17 protein-coding genes and 1 pseudogene are annotated in these 17402 nt (G+C 66.1%); 10 read left to right on the top strand and 8 right to left on the bottom strand.

What is annotated here, in order from left to right; all coding sequences use genetic code 11:
• Positions 1-22 precede the first annotated feature (22 nt).
• Together rsmI and Q0082_RS01785 are read left to right on the top strand one after the other, a co-directional pair.
• Positions 23-871, top strand: coding sequence for a 16S rRNA (cytidine(1402)-2'-O)-methyltransferase (rsmI, locus tag Q0082_RS01790; RefSeq protein ID WP_298189194.1), 849 nt, complete (start codon positions 23-25; stop codon positions 869-871).
• Entirely contained in the window at positions 868-1224 is a 357-nt protein-coding gene (locus tag Q0082_RS01785) for a YraN family protein (RefSeq protein WP_298189193.1), read from the top strand. Before rsmI ends, Q0082_RS01785 begins: the two co-directional genes overlap by 4 nt.
• Positions 1225-1233: 9 nt before the next feature.
• Here Q0082_RS01785 and Q0082_RS01780 read toward each other — a convergent pair whose 3' ends face one another.
• Positions 1234-1449, bottom strand: coding sequence for a hypothetical protein (locus Q0082_RS01780; RefSeq protein ID WP_298189191.1), 216 nt, complete (start codon positions 1447-1449; stop codon positions 1234-1236).
• 144 nt (positions 1450-1593) lie between these two features.
• Here Q0082_RS01780 and gshB point away from each other — a divergent pair, with 144 nt between their 5' ends.
• Both gshB and Q0082_RS01770 read left to right on the top strand, forming a co-directional pair.
• Positions 1594-2541 carry a glutathione synthase gene (gene gshB, locus Q0082_RS01775; RefSeq protein ID WP_298189189.1) on the top strand — a complete coding sequence of 316 codons (948 nt, stop codon included), beginning with the start codon at positions 1594-1596 and terminating at the stop codon, positions 2539-2541.
• A 672-nt stretch (positions 2542-3213) separates the two neighbouring features.
• Complete coding sequence (locus tag Q0082_RS01770) at positions 3214-4335, top strand: phage tail sheath subtilisin-like domain-containing protein (protein WP_298189188.1); 1122 nt, start codon at positions 3214-3216, stop codon at positions 4333-4335.
• Positions 4336-4379: 44 nt separating this feature from the next.
• Here the strand turns inward: Q0082_RS01770 and accC are convergent, their stop codons facing one another.
• The 5 genes and pseudogenes from accC to Q0082_RS01745 all read right to left on the bottom strand — a co-directional run.
• Entirely contained in the window at positions 4380-5726 is a 1347-nt protein-coding gene (gene accC, locus Q0082_RS01765) for an acetyl-CoA carboxylase biotin carboxylase subunit (protein ID WP_298189187.1), read from the bottom strand.
• A 13-nt stretch (positions 5727-5739) separates the two neighbouring features.
• Complete coding sequence (gene accB, locus Q0082_RS01760) at positions 5740-6198, bottom strand: acetyl-CoA carboxylase biotin carboxyl carrier protein (protein ID WP_298189254.1); 459 nt, start codon at positions 6196-6198, stop codon at positions 5740-5742.
• A gap of 143 nt (positions 6199-6341) precedes the next feature.
• Positions 6342-6776, bottom strand: coding sequence for a type II 3-dehydroquinate dehydratase (aroQ, locus tag Q0082_RS01755; RefSeq protein ID WP_298189186.1), 435 nt, complete (start codon positions 6774-6776; stop codon positions 6342-6344).
• A gap of 90 nt (positions 6777-6866) precedes the next feature.
• Complete coding sequence (locus tag Q0082_RS01750; RefSeq protein WP_298189185.1) at positions 6867-7211, bottom strand: hypothetical protein; 345 nt, start codon at positions 7209-7211, stop codon at positions 6867-6869.
• 56 nt (positions 7212-7267) lie between these two features.
• Positions 7268-7501: pseudogene (locus tag Q0082_RS01745) on the bottom strand (3TM-type holin); the annotation flags it as partial.
• Between the two features lie 301 nt (positions 7502-7802).
• Between Q0082_RS01745 and Q0082_RS01740 the strand changes: the two are divergent.
• From Q0082_RS01740 to Q0082_RS01720, 5 genes are read left to right on the top strand one after another with little or no spacing between them, the layout of a single operon-like run.
• Positions 7803-10247 carry a DUF1592 domain-containing protein gene (locus Q0082_RS01740; protein ID WP_298189184.1) on the top strand — a complete coding sequence of 815 codons (2445 nt, stop codon included), beginning with the start codon at positions 7803-7805 and terminating at the stop codon, positions 10245-10247.
• Positions 10244-11581: a DUF1552 domain-containing protein gene (locus tag Q0082_RS01735; protein WP_298189183.1), complete on the top strand. Its 1338-nt coding sequence runs from the start codon at positions 10244-10246 to the stop codon at positions 11579-11581. The genes Q0082_RS01740 and Q0082_RS01735 overlap by 4 nt, the downstream gene beginning before the upstream one ends.
• A complete protein-coding gene (locus Q0082_RS01730) occupies positions 11574-12899 on the top strand; it encodes an ankyrin repeat domain-containing protein (RefSeq protein WP_298189181.1) in 1326 nt (441 codons plus the stop codon). The genes Q0082_RS01735 and Q0082_RS01730 overlap by 8 nt, the downstream gene beginning before the upstream one ends.
• A gap of 27 nt (positions 12900-12926) precedes the next feature.
• On the top strand, positions 12927-13388 hold the full coding sequence (locus Q0082_RS01725) for a cytochrome c (RefSeq protein ID WP_298189180.1): 462 nt from the start codon (positions 12927-12929) through the stop codon (positions 13386-13388).
• Positions 13389-13395: 7 nt separating this feature from the next.
• Positions 13396-14067, top strand: a complete 672-nt coding sequence (locus Q0082_RS01720; RefSeq protein ID WP_298189179.1) for a cytochrome b/b6 domain-containing protein — start codon at positions 13396-13398, stop codon at positions 14065-14067.
• 67 nt (positions 14068-14134) lie between these two features.
• Here Q0082_RS01720 and Q0082_RS01715 read toward each other — a convergent pair whose 3' ends face one another.
• Together Q0082_RS01715 and Q0082_RS01710 are read right to left on the bottom strand one after the other, a co-directional pair.
• A complete protein-coding gene (locus Q0082_RS01715; protein WP_298189178.1) occupies positions 14135-14665 on the bottom strand; it encodes a phosphoribosyltransferase family protein in 531 nt (176 codons plus the stop codon).
• A gap of 80 nt (positions 14666-14745) precedes the next feature.
• The gene (locus Q0082_RS01710) at positions 14746-15678 is read right to left on the bottom strand and encodes a LysR family transcriptional regulator (RefSeq protein WP_298189177.1); all 933 of its coding nucleotides are present in this window, start codon (positions 15676-15678) and stop codon (positions 14746-14748) included.
• Positions 15679-15817: 139 nt separating this feature from the next.
• On the opposite strand from Q0082_RS01710, the gene Q0082_RS01705 reads away from it, so the two are divergent.
• Positions 15818-17350 (top strand): adenosine deaminase, encoded by a 1533-nt coding sequence (locus Q0082_RS01705; RefSeq protein ID WP_298189176.1) that lies wholly within the window; start codon positions 15818-15820, stop codon positions 17348-17350.
• The last annotated feature ends 52 nt before the right edge of the window (positions 17351-17402 follow it).

Raw genomic sequence — 17402 nt, 5'->3', positions numbered from 1 at the left:
TCGCCGGTCCATTGGTCTGCGCATGACTACGCCCTTACTTGACCCCGGTCTCTATATAGTCGCGACTCCGATTGGCAATCTCGGTGACGTCAGTCGGCGGGCAATCGACGTGCTTTCGCGCTGTTCGGTGATAGCTTGCGAGGACACGCGGGTGACGGGGGGGCTGCTGCATCACCTTGGAATCAAGCGCACGCTGCGGCGGTATGACGATCACGCGAGCGATGCGGCGCGTGAGGCGCTGCTCGGCGAAATGACGCGCGGGGCCGTGGCGCTGGTTTCGGACGCGGGGACCCCGCTGATCTCTGATCCAGGCTACCGGCTGGTGCGCGAGGCGCGCGCGCGCGGCATCGCGGTGACGACAATCCCGGGGGCGAGCGCGCTCATCGCAGCCTTGACGCTGGCTGGGTTGCCGACCGACCGCTTCCTGTTTGCCGGCTTCCTGCCAAACAAGGACAAGGCCCGCAGCGATGTGCTGGCCGAACTGGCGGCCGTGCCGGCGACGCTGGTGTTCTACGATACGGGGCCGCGGCTTGTCGCCTCGCTCGAGGCGATGGGGCGCGTGCTGCCGGGGCGCGAGATTGCCGTCGCGCGCGAACTCACCAAGCTCCACGAGGAATGCCGGACAGGGACAGCGCAGGAGCTGGCGGCGCACTATACGGCGCATCCGCCGAAGGGCGAGATCGTGCTGCTGGCAGGGCCGCCGGGGGCACCGGAGACGCCGGACGAAGCCGATGTGGATGCCGAGCTGCAAGCGGCATTGGCCGATCTGCCGGTTTCCAAGGCAGCGGCGCAGGTGGCCAAGAAGCACGGGCTCGATCGGAAGGCGCTCTATGCCCGGGCGTTGGAGCTCCGCGGAGAACTGAAGGGGTGAGCCGGCAGGAGGCCGAGCGGCAGGGGCGGCGCGGGGAGAACCTTGCAGCGTGGTACCTGTGGCTCTGCGGATGGCGCATTCTGGCGCGGAGGCAGCGGGTCGGGGCGGGCGAAGTCGATCTCGTGGCGCGCAAGGGGCGCACGGTGGTGTTTGTCGAGGTAAAGTGGCGGTCGGGGCAGGCGGCGCTTGATCAGGCGATCGATGCGCGGCGGCTGCGGCGCGTGGCGCGGGCGGCGGAGGCACTGGCGCCGCGCTTTGCCGGACCGGGCGACGATGTGCGGATTGACGTGATCCTCATCGCGCCCGGAACCTGGCCGCGCCGGATCACCAATGCCTGGCAACCCGGCGCGTAAAGTAAGGGCTCAGTGGCTGGGATGACCGGCGCCGTGGCCGTCCTTGTGCTCGCCATCCCCATGGCCATCCTTGTGGTCGCCGTCGTGGCCGCCCTTGTGCTCACCGTCCTTGTGCTCACCGTCCTTGGGGTGCTCGGTCGGGTGCTGATCGGGGTTGGCGGTGGCGCTGGCGGTCCAGCCGAGGATGGCAGCGGTGCAGGCGATAGCGGTGAGGGTCTTGCGCATGTGGTCTGGTCCCTTTGCATGTTGGCGGTGCCGGACGACACGCCGACCGGGCACGGTGCTTTCATGGTCGCAAACCGGAGCAAACAGCATTAAGGCGCGGCTGCGGGCGATCACGGACCCGCCCGCTAATGGAATGACTGGCCCATGACCCTTCGCGTTGCCGTCCAGATGGACCCGCTGCATTCGATCAATATCAATGGCGACAGCTCGTTCGCGCTGATGCTGGCGGCGCAGGCGCGGGGGCATGAGCTGTATCATTATGACGTCGGCGCGCTCTCGCTCGATGAGAACGACCGGCTGACGGCGCGCGCGGTGCCGGTGACGGTGCAGCATGTGCCGGGCGATCATTACCAGGCGGGCGAGGCGCGGCGGCTCGATCTCGGGCGCGATATCGATGTGGTGCTGATGCGGCAGGATCCGCCGTTCCATATGGGATATATCACCGCGACGCACCTGCTCGAGCGGATCGAGAGCGAGACGCTGGTGGTGAACAACCCGCGCAGCGTGCGCAATGCGCCCGAGAAGGTGATGGTGCTCGACTACCGGCGCTTCATGCCACCGACGCTGGTGACGCGTTCGGTGGAAGAAGTGCGCGCCTTCCAGAAGCGCCATGGTGCGGTGGTGGTGAAGCCGATCCACGGCAACGGCGGCAAGGCGATCTTCCGCGTTTCGGAAGAGGGCGAGAACCTCGGCGCGCTGCTCGAAGTGTTCAACCAGACCTGGCCCGAGCCGCACATGGTGCAGGCCTTCCTCCCCGAAGTGACCGAGGGCGACAAGCGCATCGTGCTGGTGGACGGCGAAGTCGCGGGCGCGATCAACCGCAAGCCGGGCGAGGGCGAGTTCCGCTCCAACCTCGCGGTCGGCGGCTATGCCGAGAAGACTGCGCTGACGCCGGAAGAGCAGGAAATCTGCGCGGCGCTGGGGCCGGAACTGAAGCGGCTGGGGCTGATCTTCGTCGGCATCGACGTGATCGGCGGCAAGTGGCTGACCGAGATCAACGTGACCTCGCCGACGGGGATCGTGGCGATCGACCGGTTCAACGGGACCGATACGGCGGGGATGATCTGGGACGCGATCGAGGGGCGGGTTTAGGGGGCCGCTATTTGTGCGTGTGGTGGCGACGAGGGGGAGGTGGTGGAGCTTTGTACCTCGCCGTCCACTCCGCATCGGAGTATTCGATGCATTTTTCGGAGCAGTTAACTGTTTGCTGCAAGGTAGCCCGAATCTTTTGCACCAGCGCGCAGTCCGCAGTGGCCCGAATTCGCAATTCGGTGAGAGGAGCGGGGGTTAATGCTCCGACTGCGGCAATCAGCCTGAGTGCCCTGGACTCCTTAATTACCGTGTGATTCCATTTAATGTTCTTGCCGTCGATTAGAATAAGATTGCTGACGCCCCAGTCTACAAGGCCCTCGTCAGGTGAAGCCAGCGTTGTTCTAAGCCAATTGTTTGAAACTCCACCACATCGGGTTTCGGAGTATTGAGACGTGGTTGGGTGAGCAGATGTGCCCGCAGGTGCCATTGCCATTGAGGCAATGCCAAGGCCAACCCATGGCGTTAGCCTATGCAGAAGAGCGGCGCGTCGTTGCATTTCCGTGCTTGTATCATGCCCGAGACCCATACTGCTAGGCAGCACTTCGTCCTCCCTGTTTTCACGAAGTGCAAACGGGGAGGTGTCAGCCAGCAGGGCTGACGGAGGGGTATTCCCGGTTGCCGCAGGGGCGGCTTGCGAGGTACCATGCGGTTCTCGCCAAGGAGACTGCCGCCATGCCATCTCCCGAGGTCTATATCGAGGAAGCCGCGCCGCTGTCGCCCCGCATCGCGCAAGTGCCGACCGGGATTGCCGCTTTTGTCGGTGCCCTGCCGCAGGGGCCGATTGCCCAGCCCGCCATCTGTCGCAGTCAGATCGAGTTCGAGGCACTGTTTGGGGCTTGCGATACGGCGTTCCCGACCAGCCTGCAGGTACGCCAGTTCTTCACTAATGGCGGGTTCGAAGCGCGGGTATGCCGCACGGCGCCGGGTGCCGCCATCGCGGATGTTGCCGCCACCGCCGCGCTGGTGGACGGGTTCGATGTGCTTTGTGCCCCCGATCTCGCCGCTATGGCCGCCCAGGCCCATGCAGACACGGTCGGCGCGCTGCTCGCGCTGGTGCAGCAGCGGCGGGCCTTTCTGGTGCTCGATCCGCCGGCGGATGCGCGGGATCAGGCGGGCATAATCGCCTGGCGGCGGGGCGGTATTGCGGCGCTGGGGGATGGTATCAGCCACGCGGCCGTCTATTTTCCGCGCGTGCTCGTGGCGGCGCCGCAAGGGGGTAACATAGCGCTGGGGCCCTGCGGCACCTTGGCAGGGATCTATGCGCGGATCGACCGCGATCGCGGAGTGTGGAAGGCGCCGGCCGATACACTGCAAGGCGTGACGGGCCTGGAGCTGATGATTGGCACGGCGGCGCAGGAGGTGCTCAACCCTTTGGGGATCAACAGCTTGCGCAGCTTTTCGGGGCGGGGCTTGCAGGTGGGAGGCGCGCGTACGCTGCTCTCGTCTGCCAGCACGGCGCCGAGCGGCAAGTATGTCTCGGTGCGGCGGCTGGCGCTCATGATCGAGCGCAGTCTTGTCGCAGGACTACAATGGGCAGCATTCGAACCGAACGGTGCGCCGCTGTGGGCAAGACTGCGCCTCGCGGTTGAGAGCTTCATGCGCTCGCTCTGGCAGGACGGGGCGTTGCAGGGGGCCAAGCCGGAACTCGCCTTCCTTTGCCGCTGCGGGCTCGACACCACGATGCAGGCAGAGCTTGACCAGGGACTGGTGCAACTTGAGGTAGGCTACGCCGCGCTCAAGCCAGGCGAGTTCGAGCTGATCCGGCTGACGCTACGGACTGCTGGCGGTCTTTGATCCTCCCCGCCTTCACGAAATGGAGATGGGGAGGACCTTGACGTTCAGCCCGCTTCCGAAAGCCACTGCTCCAGATACTTGATCGAGTAGTCCCCATCGAGAAACTTGGGGTCAGTCAGCAGCTTCTGGTGCAAGGGGATCGAAGTCTTCACCCCGCCGATGACCATCTCTTCCAGCGCGCGCTTGAGGCGCATGATACAGCCTTCGCGGGTGCGGCCCGATACGATGAGCTTGGCGATCATGGAGTCATAGTAGGGCGGGATGCGGTAGCCGGCATAGAGGCCGCTATCGACACGCACATGCATGCCGCCCGCGGCGTGGTAGCTGGTGACGAGGCCGGGCGAGGGGGTGAAGTTGAACGGGTCTTCCGCGTTGATGCGGCACTCGATTGCGTGGCCCTTGAACTCGATCTCTTCCTGTTTGACCGAAAGCGGCTTGCCATCGGCAATGCGGATCTGCTCGCGCACGAGGTCGACGCCGGTGATTGCTTCGGTGACGGGGTGTTCCACTTGCAGGCGGGTGTTCATCTCGATGAAGTAGAACTCGCCGCCTTCCCACAGGAATTCGATCGTGCCCGCGCCGCGATAGCCCATGTCGGCCATGGCCTTGGCGACGATGCCGCCCATGCGGTCGCGCTCGGCGGCGGAGATGACGGGGGAGGGGGCTTCCTCCAGCACCTTCTGGTGGCGGCGCTGGAGCGAGCAATCGCGCTCGCCAAGATGGATGGCATTGCCGTTGCCATCGCCGAAGACCTGGAATTCGATGTGCCGCGGATTGCCGAGGTACTTCTCGATGTAGACGGTGGCATCGCCAAACGCGGCTTTCGCCTCGCTGCCGGCCTGCTGGATCAGCGTTTCGAGCTCGTCGGGCCCGTTGCAGACCTTCATGCCGCGCCCGCCGCCACCTGAAGCGGCCTTGATGATTACCGGATAACCGGCGGCGTCGGCGATTTCCTTGGCTTCCTTGATATCGGAAACCGCGCCGTCCGAGCCCGGGACCAGCGGCAGGCCGAGAGCGCCAGCGGTGCGCTTGGCCTCGATCTTGTCGCCCATCGTGCGGATATGTTCGGGCTTGGGGCCGATCCAGGTGATGCCGTGGGCCTCCACGATCTCGGCGAACTTGGCGTTCTCCGAAAGGAAGCCGTAGCCGGGGTGGATCGCGTCGGCATGGGTGATCTCGGCCGCGGAGATGATCGCGGCCATGTTGAGATAGCTGTCCTTCGCCGCCGGCGGGCCGATGCAGACCGCGTGGTCGGCAAGGCGCACATGCATGGCATCGGCATCGGCGGTGGAGTGCACCGCGACCGTCTCGATCCCCATTTCATGCGCGGCGCGGTGGATGCGCAGCGCGATTTCGCCGCGGTTGGCGATCAGCAGGCGGGAAATGGCCATGGTTTACGCGCGCTCAGGCGATGACGACGAGCGGCTGGTCAAACTCGACCGGCTGCGCGTTTTCGACCAGGATCGCGGTGATCTTGCCGCCGGTGGGCGCGGTGATCGGGTTCATCACTTTCATCGCCTCAACAATGAGCAGCGTGTCACCGGCCTTGACCGTGGAGCCGACGGTGATGAACGGTGCGGCGCCGGGTTCGGGGGTGAGGTATGCCGTGCCGACCATCGGCGAGCGCAGCGCATTGGCGTGGGTCTCGGCGGCAGGCGCGGCAGGAGCCTCGGCCGCCGCGGCGGGTGCCGCAGCCGGAGCCGGTGCGGCGGCAGGGGCGGGCGCATAGCTCATGACCGGTGCTGCGGTGATCGTGCGGGCGACGCGGATCTTGCGCGAGCCGTCCTCGACTTCGATCTCGGTCAGGCCGGTGTCGGAAAGAAGTTCGGCCAGTTCGCGCACCAATGCGCTGTCGATGGCCATCTTGGCGCTCTCGTCGCCGCGGTCTTGCCCCATTATCTTGTCCTCGCGGGTATACGTATCGAAAGCGGGTTCCATGCCCGCCGCGCTGCGCAGAGGCAAGAAAAACCGGCGCGGGCGGCGTGGAAAACGCCCGCAAGGGCCATTCAGAGCCGGTACGCGCCTTCGAGCGCGAGGAGGTAGCTGAGGGGGCCGAAGCCCGCGATCGTCGCCTTGGCGGCCATGCCGACGAAGGACTTGTGGCGGAACGCCTCGCGCGTGTGCGGGTTGGAGAGGTGGACTTCGATCACCGGCGTGCGAATGGCCTTGATCGCATCATGGAGCGCCACGCTGGTGTGGGTGAAGGCGCCGGCATTGAGCAGTACGGCCTTGGCGCCGACCGCCTGCGCTTCGTGAAGCCAATCAACAAGATGGCCCTCGTGGTTGGACTGTCTGAGATCGATCTCCAGCCCCAGTTCACGCGCGCGGTCTTCCAGCATGCCGGCGATATCATCGAGCGTGGCCGAGCCATAGATCTCCGGCTCACGCGTGCCGAGCAGGTTGAGATTGGGGCCGTTGAGGACGAAGACAGTCTCGGGCATGGCAGGCTCCGGCAGAGGCAATTGCGCTGTATCCGGCTCTGATAGAGCTTGGGCCTGCCGAGGCAAGCCCGCCCGAACCGGACGGCGCGATCAACCCTTGCCGTTATCGGCCATCGGCGGCGGCGGGGGCGGATCACCACCATCGTCGACCGAGGCGGCGGGATCGTCGCCATCGGGATTGTCGTTGCTCTGCACGACGGGTTCCGGCTGTGCGATCGGTTGCGGCTGGTTGGTCGCGGCAAGCGATTCGGCCGCCTTGGCCTTCTTCTCGGCCGCATCGGCCTTGGCCTCGACCGCCGTCACGCGCTCCTCGAGTGCGTTGACCCGGTCGACGTCGCAGCCGGAGAGCAGCAGCGCAAACACGGCGGCACTGCCGGCCAGGGCCAGGCGGCGCGGCTGGGGGCGCTGGGCGAGAAAGAGGCGATGTGCTTTCATGCTGCCCAGCGTCATATCAGGTAAACATTACCCGAAACTAACCACGCAGGTGTGTTTTACCGATCCGTGCCCCTGGCTTTGCCCCACTGGCGGGCTGCTGTGTAGCCGAGGTAGGCTGTGCCAAAGAGCGCATAAAGCGGCTCGGGCAGGCCGGCGAGATAGGCCGTCATCGCCCCGATCATGGCGCGCGCGGCTGCGGGGTGGACGGCGCCGAGCAGGCCGAGCGGGATGGCCCAGAGGATCATCGCATACATCACGTAAAGAAAGGTCGGGCGCGCCAGCGCCACGTAGCGGCGCGGCGCGGCGGGGATGGGCCGGGTGGTCATGGTGAGAGCGTCCTTTCCGGGAGAGGTGGGGGCGCCGGACCAGATAGCTGCAATGCGCCATGTAGGAAAATGGTTTGGGGATGTCGGCGCGCCACCCCGCGCGCAAAAGCGCGATTGCCTGTCCGGATTATGGCAATGGACGTGCTGCACTGCGGTAGATAGGGCAGTGGCCTTGTTGTCATGCTGGTGTAAGCTGGCGACGCGGCACTGGTTCAGGGGCGGGCATTTGGTCGAGGCTTTGCGGCGGATTTCCTTCGGGCGCGGAGTGCTGGCGCTGAGCGCGCTGGTCTCGGGATCGTGCCTCTATGCCGCCGCTGACGTGACCGCCGTGCCGCCTTCCGCGCCCGCGCTGGAGGAGCGTCGCGCCGAGCTGGTCGAGCCGATGCTCGCCGATTACTGTTCGCGCTGCCACAACGATTTCGATCACGTCGCGGGGCTTTCTGTCGAGGGCCTCAAGGCGGACGATATTGCCACAGGCCGCAATGCCGAGACCTGGGAGAAGATCCTGCGGCGCGTCGCGGCGGGCGAGATGCCGCCGCATAGCAAGAAGCAGCCTGAACCAGCCTTGCGGGCGGACTTCGTGAACTGGCTCGATGAAGGGCGTGCGCGCTTTGTCATGGCGAACCCCGATCCGGGCGCGGCGCCGGTGCGGCGGCTCAACCGGCGCGAGTATGCCAATGCAGTGCGCGATCTGCTGGGCGTGGAAGGCGATTTCGCCGCCGCGCTGCCGCCGGACAATTCGGGCTTCGGCTTCGATAACATCGCCGATGTTCTGAGCGTCTCCCCCACCCTGATGGAGCGGTATGTCGCCGTGGCGGGCAAGGCGGCGCGGCTGGCCACGGGGCTTGTGCCCAAGCGCGATTTCGTGACGAGCTGGCAGGTGGCCAAGGACGGCTCGGTGATGAATTCGGGCATTCCTGCCTTCAACGAGCGCGCCGGGGCTGACCTGCCGCTCGGTTCGCGCGGAGGAACGGCGGTGCGCTATACCGCGCGCTGGGACGGGGCCTACGATGTCGCGGTCTGGCTCAATTCCAACACCAACAACGAGAGCGACCGGCTGGCCGAAGACCGCTTCGTGCTTCGCGTGCCGATGAAGGCAGGGGTGCACAGCGTGGCGGTGTCGTTCCGGCGGCAGACCTGGCCGGACGAGGCCGTGCAAGTCGTGCGCAACACGACCGACTACGTGCCGCTTCCGCTCGAAAAGCCGGTCGATCTGCCGCTTGACGTCTGGGTCGATGGCGCGCGCGCGGGGACGCTGACTGTCCCTTCGTTCCGCGTCCATCCGCGCTATTCGCAGCACAATTTCCCGCGCGATGTGCTGCAATTGGACGTGGCAGGACCATTCGATGCGGCAGGCAATGCCGACCTCGCGAGCCGCAAGGCGGTGTTTGTCTGCCAGCCCAAGCGGACGGTGGAAGAAGCGCTTTGCGCGCGGCGTATCCTCGGGAGCCTTGCAAGGCGGGCATGGCGCGGCCCGGTGAGCGAGGCGGAGTTGGCGCCGCTTCTAAAGATTTACGAGAGCGAGCGTGCGGCGGGCGGCTTTGAAAGCGGCGTTGAGGCGGGAATCGAGGCGCTGCTAGTTTCCCCGCGCTTCCTGTTCGCGGTCGAGACGCCGGTCGCGGGCCCTGCCGGCAGTGCGCAGCACATATCCGACTATGATCTGGCGACGCGGCTTTCGCTGTTTCTGTGGAGCTCGATCCCAGACGAGCGACTGCTCGCGCTGGCAGGGCAAGGCAAGTTGCACCAGCCGGTCGTGCTCGCTGCGGAAATTGCGCGCATGCTGGCGGACCGGCGCGCCGAGGCGCTGACCGAGAACTTTGCCGGGCAGTGGCTCTATTTGCGCAACCTCGACCAGCAGCGGCCGGACATCAACGAATTCCCACAATTCGATGTGCCGCTGAGGAGCGCGATGGCGACCGAGACGCGGATGTTCTTTGGCCATGTGCTAGCCGCGAACCGGCCGGTGACCGACTTCATCCGCGCGGACTACACCTTCCTCAACGAGCGGCTGGCGCGGCATTACGGGATCGACGGCGTGCGCGGGCCGGCATTCCGCAAGGTTTCGCTGGGGGCGGATATCCCGCGCGGCGGGTTGCTCGGGCAGGCAAGCATCCTCACCGTGACGAGCTATGGCAACCGGACTTCGGTGGTGAAGCGCGGCAAGTGGATCCTCGACAACATGCTGGCCTCGCCGCCGCCACCGCCGCCTGCCGACGTTCCCGCCCTCAAGACCGAGCATGACGGCAGGCTGCTCACCGCGCGCGAGCAGCTCGAACTGCACCGTGCCAATCCGGCCTGCGCTTCGTGCCACCAGCGGATGGACCCGCTGGGCTTCGCACTGGAGAACTTCGATGCCGTCGGCGCATGGCGCGCGCAGGATGCCGGGCAGGTGATCGATGCGGGCGCGGTGCTGGCAGACGGGACAGCGTTCAAGGGGTTCACCGGCCTGCAGCAGATCCTGCTCGATCGGCGAGAGGAGTTTGCGCGGGCGTTTACCGAGCGGCTGATGACCTATGCACTGGGGCGCGGGCTCGGGCCGCAGGACATGCCGGCGGTGCGGGCCATTGCGCGTGATGCGGCAAAGGATGACTGGCGGGTGCAGACGATCATCAGGGGCATCGTGATGAGCTCCGGCTTCACCCTGCGCCGGGTGCCGACGCCGCCGACCAACGTCGCACTCGCCGTGAGCGGATGGAGACCGCATCGATGATCGTGAAACGCCCTGCGCTCAGCCGCCGCACCGTGCTGCGCGGGCTTGGCACCACGATGGCGCTGCCGTTCCTCGAAGCAATGATCTCGGCCGCGCGCGCGGCGGACGCGGCTGCACGGCCCAAGCGGCTTTCGGTGTTCTACACGCCCAATGGCATGACGATGGACGCCTATCGGCCTGCCACGACGGGGGCTGACTTTGCGCTGCCACCGACACTTGCGCCGATGGAGCCGTTCCGCAGCGATATGGTGGTGGTGAGCGGGCTGGGGCATCCACAGGCAGCGGCTTTCGGTGACAGACCTGCAGGGCATGGGCGATCTTGCCCGGCGTTTCTGACGGGTGCGCATGCGCGGCAGACGGAAGGGCCGGACATCCGCTGCGGCGTTTCGATGGATCAGGTCTTTGCCGCGCATCTGGGCGAGACGACGACGATTCCGAGCCTTGAACTGGGGATCGATCAGGCAAGCCTCCTGGGCAGCTGCGACATCAATTATTCGTGTGCCTACACCAACGGCATCTCATGGCTGACGCCGACGGTGCCGCTGCCAGTCATGGCCAATCCGCGCGACGTGTTCGAGCGCCTGTTCGGCGATGGCGAGGCGCTCGATCCCGCGAGCCGGCTGGCGCAGGCGCGGCAGCAGGCCTCGATCCTCGATTATGTGCGCGAGGACGCGGCGCGGCTTTCGGGCCGGCTGGGCGCGGAGGACAAGCGCAAGCTCGATGAATACCTCGACGCGACGCGCGCGATCGAGAAGCGCATCCAGCGCGCGGCGGCGGGGCCGCAAGCGGAGGCGGGCTCGTTCGCGCAGCCGGCGGGCATCCCCGCAGACTTTGCCGAGCATGTGCGGCTGATGATCGACCTCAAGGTGCTCGCCATGCAGGCCGACCTGACGCGGGTCGCCACCTTCATGCTGGGGCGCGAGATCTCGAACCGCACCTATCCCGAGATCGGTGTGCCGGATTCGCACCATATGCTCAGCCACCACGGCAAGAACGCCGACAAGATGGCCAAGCTCGCGGTGATCAACCGCTATCATATGGAATTCTTCGCCTATGCGCTGAAGCGGCTGAAGGAGACAAAGGACGGCGCGGGATCGCTCCTCGATACGACGCTGGTGATCCGCGGGTCGGCGTTCGGCGATTCCAACGAGCATGACTTCATGGACTTGCCGGTGATCGTGGCGGGCGGCCTCGTGCAGGGCGGACGGCATCTGGCCGTGGACAAGGGCACGACAATGTCGAACCTGCTCCTCGCGGGGCTCCAACTGCTCGATGTGCGAGCCACGAAGTTCGGCGACAGCACCGCGCCGCTGGCGGGACTGGCCCATGCGTAGGATCGCGGCGCTGCTGCTCGCGCTCTTGCCGCTGCCGGCCAGGGCGCATGGCACGGACGAGATCGCGCGGGCGATTGCCGAGGATGATGCCGAAGCACTGGCCGCCGCGATCGCGCATGGCGGATCTGCCCATGCCGTGCTCGAATATGGCGAGACGCCGCTGGCGCGCGCGGTCGAGACGCAGGACCCGGCGCTGGTCGATGTGCTGCTCAAGGCCCGTGCGCGGGTAGACCGCGCCGACGCGCTGGGGGTGACGCCGCTTCTGCTGGCCTGCGAGCGCGGCAATGGCGCGATCGTGGCCGCGCTGGTGGCGGCGGGCGCGCCGGTCGATCAGGCGAATGCCGATGCGATCACGCCGCTCGCCATGTGCGCGCGGTTTGCCGAAGCGGACGCGGTGCGCGCGCTGCTGGCACGCGGCGCGGCGGTCGAAAGCGTTGACGCGCGAGGGCAGACGCCGCTGATGTGGGCGGCTTCGGCCGGCAAGCTCGATGCGGTTTCGGCGCTGATCGCAGCCGGCGCGGGGGTGAACCGGGAGACACCGAACGGCTTCACCCCGCTGTTCTTTGCGCTGGCGAGCGGCAAGGCCAGTGTCGCCTCGGCACTGATTGCGGCGGGGGCAGATGTGAAGCATCGCGGGCCGGAGAATACCAGCGCCTTGCAGATGGCGCTCTATCAGAAGAACTGGGCCGCAGCCGAAGAGCTGGTGCGGCTGGGCGGCGGTGATGTTGCCGAACTGGACCGTCAGGGGCTGCGGCCGCTGCATGTCGCCGCCGCTGCCGGGCAGGGCACGCTGGTCGCGGCGCTGCTCGAGCGCGGGGCGGACGTCGACGCACTCTCCGGCCCCTCGAAAATCACTTGGGTGACCGAGGCCAATTTCGGCATGCCGCCACCACCTGTCCAGCCGACGACAGCGTTGATGGCGGCGGCGAAGGCGGGGCAGGCCGATGTCATGTGGCAGCTTGTGCGCGCAGGGGCGGATGAGCACTTTGTCGATGGCGCGGGCGTCAATCTGGTGCTCGCGGCAGTGCAGGGGCGCAATGCAACCGCGCTCGGCCTTGCGCTGGACCTCGCCGGCGATGCCAACGTGGCAGACAAGGACAAGACGACCGCGCTGCACATGCTGGCAGGCGGCCCGTTCTTCGCAGAACTTCCCGCGATGCTGCGCGTGCTGGCCGCAAAAGGCGCGCGGGCTGATATTCCCAACATCAAGGGCAAGACCGCTTGGCAGATCCTGACAGACGGGCTTGCCACGGTGCAGGCCGCGTTTCATGAAGTCTATCCGGACAAGGCGCCGGCCGCCCTGGCGCTGTCTCACTGAATTTTTGCAGCAGAAGGACCACTGCCGATGACCCGAGCAAGACCGATCCTGATGGCTGCCGCTATTGCCGCGTTGGTGGCAGGCGGAGCCGCCTCGATGGCCGCCTCCCCCGCAGAGACGATCGCGGCGCGGCAGGCCAATTTCAAGAAGATGGGCGGCGCGATGAAGGCGCTCAAGGACGAGCTGGGCGGCGGCGCGGACAAGGCCAAGCTGCTCGCCGCGGCGCGTACGCTGGCCGCGACGGCGCGGACGCAATGGGTGCTGTTCACGCCGGGTACCGGGCCCTCCTCGGGCGTCAAGACCGATGCATTGCCGGCGATCTGGACGCAAAAGGGCGCTTTCGATGCTGCCTCCGCCAAGCTGGTGGCCGAGGCGGACAAGCTCGTGGGGATTGCCGGTTCGGGCGATACCGCGGCAGTGCTTGCGCAGTTCAAGGCCGTCGGCGGCACCTGCGCAGCCTGCCACAAGCAGTTCCGCGCCGAGGATTGAGCCGGCGATGAGCACGGATACCGAATCCGTAAAGGTGTGGGACCCGTTCGTGCGGGTGTTCCATTGGAGCCTGATCACGCTCTTCGGCATTGCCTGGTGGAGCGGCGAGAACCACGACATGGAGCGCCACAAGCAGGCGGGCTATGCGATCTTCGCTCTGGTGGTGTTCCGCGTGTTCTGGGGCTTTGCCGGATCGCGCACCGCCCGCTTCGCGCAGTTCCTGAAAGGGCCGGGCGCGATCATGGCCTACTTGAAAACGCACGACGGCGAGAGGCCTTCGGATGGGCACAACCCGCTTGGGGGCTGGAGCGTCGTTGCGCTGCTGTCGGTGATCCTCGTGATCACGCTGGCAGGGCTTTTCGCGGTCGATGTCGATGGCATCGAATCCGGGCCGCTGGCGGATTGGGTGAGCTTCGATACCGGCCGCATAGCTTCGGAATGGCATGAGTCCGTCTTCAAGGCCGCACTCGCGGTGATCGGCCTGCATATCCTCGCGATCGGCTACTATCAGGTGCTCAATGCGCACAACCTGATCGGGTCGATGATCACCGGACGGCGCGAGCGCGCCAAGGGTGAGGCGGTCGAGGACGTGAAGTGGTCGCCGGTCATGGCGCTGATCGGGATTGCCGGGGTCGGTGCGCTAACCTGGGCGGTGATGAGCGGATTCAAATTCGGCTGAGCTCAATCCTCACGTCATTCCCGCCAAGGCGGGAATCCAGAGCCGCAAACGCTGCGGTGACGAAAGTTCAGGAAAGGCGCTCGGGCACCGCCTGCGCTTCCTCGGTGAGCGTTTCGGCGGTCATCACCGCTTCCCACGGGAAGACGAACCAGCGCTTGTCCTCGGCGCGGTCGATCACTTCGGCGGTGTAGTCGACCCGCGCCCTGGAGCGGCAATTGTCCTTGAGCACGGCGAAGCGCAGGTTGTCGGGATTGCAGCCATTATCCGCCAGCAGGCCCCGGATGTAGACGATGGTGCCGCCGCTGTCGTTGATATCGTCGACAAACAGCAGCCGCGTGCCAGTGGAGGACTTGTCCGCCACCTTGCCCAGCAGTTCGTCGGCAAAGCCCGGAACCTTCGACGAGTGGTCGATCGAGAGCATCGGCACCTGCAGCTCGTGGCTGATGTAGACTGCGGGGACGAGGCCACCGCGGCCGATGCCGATGATGAAATCGGGCTTCCAGCTATCGGCCGCCAGCAGCCGCGAGAGCCTGCGCACGCTGCTGAGGAAGTCCTCGTAGGGGATGTAGTTCAGCACGGGGGCGGCAGCTTCGGTCATGGCGGGTCCGTTTGTCGGGCGGCAAAGGAGAGCGGTTACCGATTCCCGGCGCGCGGGGCAATTGCGGCAAGGGCACGTTTTCAACCGGAATCGCGGCCGCCAGCCGATGGCCAGGCCAGTTCGCCGAACGCCGTCTGGATCTCGCCCAGCACGATATCGGCGGCATAGCTCGGCGGGCGGGCCGATGCAGTGCACAGCGCTAGCGTCATCGGGCGCAGCACCGGATCGGATATGCGGGTGAAGGACAGGAGCCCGGCACGCACCTCGGTCACCACATCGAGCGAGGTCAGGATGCCGATGCCGACGCCCTGGAGTACGAGGCTGGTGATCATCTGGATGTTGTTGCTGGTCGCCTTGCGGTCGAGCGCGATACGCGTGGTGCCTTCGAGGACCGCGATCTGCTGGTGGACCGCGAGCGGGCTGGATGGGACGACCACCGGCGAGCCGACAGAGGCGGAGAAGCGCGCCTCCGCCTGATCCCCAAAGGGATGACCGGCGGGCGTGATGAAGCCGAGATGGACATCGACAAAGGCTCGCACGGTGATGTCACGGTAGGATTCCGGACTGAAGAAAACCCCGAAATCGACCTCGCCACTCGCGATCATCCGGCGCACGGTGTCGTTCGCCGCAACCTTCACTTCGATGGTGATGCCGGGGTAGCGGGTCTGCAAGGACTGGATCGCTGCGGGGATCACGCCCTTGGCCAGCGCATCGATGACCGCGATCTCGACATGACCACGCTTCAGTCCGCGCAAGTCCTCGATCTGGGCGCGCACTTCGGCAAGGCTCTTCTGCCAGCGCCCGCCGGCCGCCATGAAAATCTCGCCCGCAGCGGTGAGGCGCAGGCCGGTCGGCAGGCGCTCGAACAGCGGCATGCCGATTTCGGCCTCAACATTGAGGATCTGGCGGTCGATGGCCGAGGCCGACACATTGAGCTCGTCCGCCGCCTTGCGGATCGAGCCGAGCCGGCCGACAGCGAGGAAATAGCGCAGGAAGCGGGAGAATGCCGGCACTGGTCTTTTACCCTACCTAATTTTCGCAACACCTTGCGCGATTCATTGCAGTTGCGCGAAACAGGTCAAGGCCATAATCACGCCGCAACGCAGCATACGGGATCGCAACTTGGGTTACAGGGCAGGGGGCTTTCGGACGATGGCAGGGCGCGCGCTGGGCGCGGCGCTGCTGCTCACCGCGTCTGCGCCGGTGCTCGCACAACCCGTGCTGAACGATCCTGCGCGTGAAGCCGCCGTTGCCAAGCTGATCGAGGACGCCCGCGAAAGTCCGCCGGCTCTGCGTGTGCTGCTGCGCGGCATGCCCAAGGGCGGCGACCTGCACAACCACCTCGGCGGTGCGATCTATGCCGAAGATTATCTGACCTGGGCCGCAGCAAAGGGCTTTTGCGTCGACGAGACGGGCCTCACTGTCGAGCCGCCGCCGTGCCCTGCCGAACGCGGGATCGAGCGCTTTGCGGCGAGCAACGAATTCGGCATGGACCGGCTGATCGACGCGATGTCGACGCGCGGCTTCCAGCGCGGGGTGGGGCAGAACGACGTTTCGGGCCACACCCAGTTCTTCCGCTCGTTCGATCGCTTCGGGAAGATGGGCGGCGAGACCGCGCAGATGCTTACCGCGACGCGGCGCATCGCGGCGGGGGACCATGTTTCCTATCTCGAGCTTGATCACAACACGACGACGCTGGTCTCGGTGGTGCGCGCGGCCGGGGATGCGCCGCTGGCCGAGGCCGATCTTGCAGCGGTCTTCGCGGGCGAGGCGAAGCAGTTCGCAGCGCTGATCCCGAAGGCGCGCGCCGAGCTTGATGCCGACGAGGCGGCAGCTGCCAAGGCCATGGCCTGCGGCACGCCATCCGCCGAACCGGCCTGCAAGGTTGCGGTCCATTATCTGTTCCAGGCGCTGCGCGCGCTACCGCCGCGGCAGGTCTATCGCTCGCTGATCCTCGGTTTCATGATGGCTGACGCCGATCCGCGGTTTGTCGGCGTCAATATCGTGATGCCGGAAGACGCGTGGCTGGCGCGGCGCGATTACGGCCTGCATATGGCGATGATCCGCTTTCTCGCCGCGAAGTACCCGCGCGTGAAGTTGACGCTCCACGCCGGCGAAGTGACGCTAGGGCAGGTTCCGCCGGCGGACCTCAAGGACCATATCGCGCAGGCGGTGGAAGTAGGTGCTAAGCGGATCGGGCACGGCACCGGCATTGCCTTCGAGGACAAGGCCGAAGATACGATGGCCCGCATGGCGCGCGAGAGCATCGCGGTCGAGATCAACCTTACCAGCAACGCGGTAATCCTCGGCGTGAAGGGCGCGGATCATCCGCTGCGGCTCTACCGCGCGCATGGCGTGCCGGTAGTGCTATCGACCGACGACGAGGGCGTGCTCCGTTCGGATATGACGAACGAATATGTCCGTGCGGTGCGCGAGCAGGGGATGACGTACGGTGAGCTCAAGCAGATCGCGCGGGCGGGTCTGGCCTATTCCTTTGTGCCCGGCGGGGCGTTGTGGAGCGATCCGGCAAAGCTGGTGCCGGTGGCTGCCTGTGCTGATTTTGCCACACCTTCTTGCGCCAAGTATCTGGCGGTCAACGAGAAGGCGCGGCTGCAGATGGATCTTGAACACCAATTTGCGGCGTATGAGGCCGAGCGTCTGGCGCGTGCTGGAAAGGTGACATAAGAGCGTAATACGAATTGCCGCGGTAGTGGCATCATAAGAAACGGGTACGCCC

The organism is Novosphingobium sp. (genome assembly GCF_027489515.1).
Classification (GTDB): domain Bacteria; phylum Pseudomonadota; class Alphaproteobacteria; order Sphingomonadales; family Sphingomonadaceae; genus Novosphingobium.
The sequence above is the reverse complement of the archived record's forward strand: the minus strand, read 5'-3'. Positions and strand labels throughout refer to the sequence as shown.